Here is a 2,186-nt window from a genome sequence, read left to right on the forward strand (position 1 = left end):
AGATACTGCGACTGCTCCGACAACACGCCGGCCGCGTTGGCGTGGATCGAGGCGTTGCTCAGGCTGGTGAAGGCGGCACGGGCCTGGGCTTCGCTGGCGCCGACCACCTTCTGCCACAACGGACTGCTCGTCGCCGTCGTCTCCAGCGCGTTGGCAATCGCCTTCGCGTTCGGTGTCGAGGCCAGATCGGCGAAGCTGACCGCGCTGCGCGAGGTCGTCAGGTAGCCGTTGAAGGCATCGGCGCTCAGGGTAAAGGCAAGAAACGGAAAGTCCGCGATCGCGAGCGTCGGGGACGTCACCGTCAAACCGCCCTGCGTCGTCAACAACGTATAGGTCTTGCCCGGCACCACCGGCGCCGATGCGGTATTGGTGTCGTGCGCGATCTCGAACACCGAGCTCTGGATGTTCGCGGTGCCGGCGACCTCGATGCGGTCGCTGGTCTGCCCGTTGATCTCGACATAATAGCGCGAGTCCGGCGCCATATTGAGATCGCCGTTGACGTGAAGAGTGCCGATCGAATTGCCGGGGCTCACGCGGCCATTCATTATCACCGAACCTGTCGTGCCACTGCCTTGGAGCGCTGCGCCGGCCTCCACGATCACGCTGCCCGGTATCGACCCGTTCACTGTCAACGTACCTTGGGCAACCTCGGTTACTCCGGTGTAGGTATTCTGGCCGCTCAGGTTCAGATCTCCGGTACCGCGCTTGATCAGCGAGCCGTCACCCTGGATAACACCGGAGAATCTCGTCGACCGGTTGTTGTCCCCTACCACCAGGGTTCTCTGGCCAAGACGGATCGCCCCGGAGCCCTCGATCGAGCCCACCGTCACGGGGACCGGTGCAATGCCGATGAGCTGGATGATTCCGCTCGGGCCGTTGATGAGGCGAGCATTGCCGCCGGTACCACGAAGCTCGAATGCCAGGGCGCCGTTGTTGGTGATGGTGGCGCTCTCGGCCGTGCTGTTCTCGCTGAACCGCAGTATGTTGTTGTTGGTGATGGTAGCGGTGCCGGCCGTGCCGCGGGATTCAAATACCAGGATATCGTTGTTGGTGATGCTGGCGTTGCCGGCCGTGCTGGAGTTGCCGAATTCCAGCCGTCCTCCGTTGATGATGGTAGGGCTGCTACCACCGCCGTCGATGCCGACACCAGCGAAGGTCAGGGTTCGTCCGCGATCGACGGTGAATATGTAACTCGACGCCCCGGCGAGGAACGACCAGCCGCCCACGGTCGTGTCGGCCGAGAATGACAGATCGGTGATATTCGACGTCTGAAAAAAAGCGTTGATCGGAACTACGTTCGGGGTCCAGTTGGCGGCGGTGTTGAAATCCCCCGAGACTGGCTTTTGTTGCCAGACCTGCTGCGCCGCCGCTGGACCGGGGGCCGCACCTAGTCCCGCGAGGGCGAGCAGCCCCGCTCGCCACGCCGCCTGCCCCAAAGCGCCATTCGACGGCCTCTGAGTCCGGCGACGAGCACCTCTATCCGAACGTGCCATGCTCCCCTCCTATGCGCACCAACGCGCTCGACGTTTCTGGCAAGTTCGATCGGGATCGCCGGACAGATATGACCCAGGTCAGCGGCCCTACCCGGTTAGAGAAGTCCCCTTGGCTATGCCAACCCGCATCGCTTATGCCTGCCACTCCCAAGAAATGGCCTGTGCCAATCCTGTTGTTTGTCGCTCAAAACCGCCAGCTGAAATTGCCCTTGACCATGTTGTTGTGGCTCTGGTCGGCGAACTGGCCGGCCCAGGAGACGCCGACCGAAGCATTCGGCGCGACCGCGAGGTCGAGCCCGGCTTCGGCGACCAGCGCGTCGCGTGCGATCGGCGAGCCGGCCAGCGCGAATGCCGAGCCGGACTGGAACGCGAGCGCCGCGATCGGCGTGACGTCGCCCAGCGCGTGCCGCCAGCCCAGCGTGCCGCGGGCCGTGAGAGTCTGCGTCAGCGCAGTGGCGCCGCGCACGCCGAGCGTCGTATAGGTGGTATCGAGCGACACCGATCCGGCCATCGCCGCGAGGCCGCCGAGCTCGTTCACGCCGCCATCGACCCGCACATAGGCGATGTTGAGGAACGGCTCGATCGCGCTGACGCCGAACCCATAGGTGTAGCCGAGCTCGCCGAAGGCCTGCGTCGTCTTCAGCGCATAGTCGCCGCGTTCGGTCTCGACGAAATTGATCGCCGCAATCTGCC

2 protein-coding genes are annotated in these 2,186 nt (G+C 64.2%); both read right to left on the minus strand.

Annotation, left to right across the window (positions count from 1 at the left end):
• The coding region (locus tag JQ633_RS35020; RefSeq protein ID WP_211990394.1) for an autotransporter-associated beta strand repeat-containing protein at window positions 1-1,493 on the minus strand (1,493 nt) is incomplete at its 3' end.
• A 184-nt stretch (window positions 1,494-1,677) separates the two neighbouring features.
• Window positions 1,678-2,186: autotransporter outer membrane beta-barrel domain-containing protein (locus tag JQ633_RS35025; protein WP_211990395.1), on the minus strand; the 509-nt coding region annotated here is incomplete at its 5' end.

This window comes from Bradyrhizobium tropiciagri, from assembly GCF_018130505.1.
Lineage (GTDB): Bacteria > Pseudomonadota > Alphaproteobacteria > Rhizobiales > Xanthobacteraceae > Bradyrhizobium > Bradyrhizobium tropiciagri_B.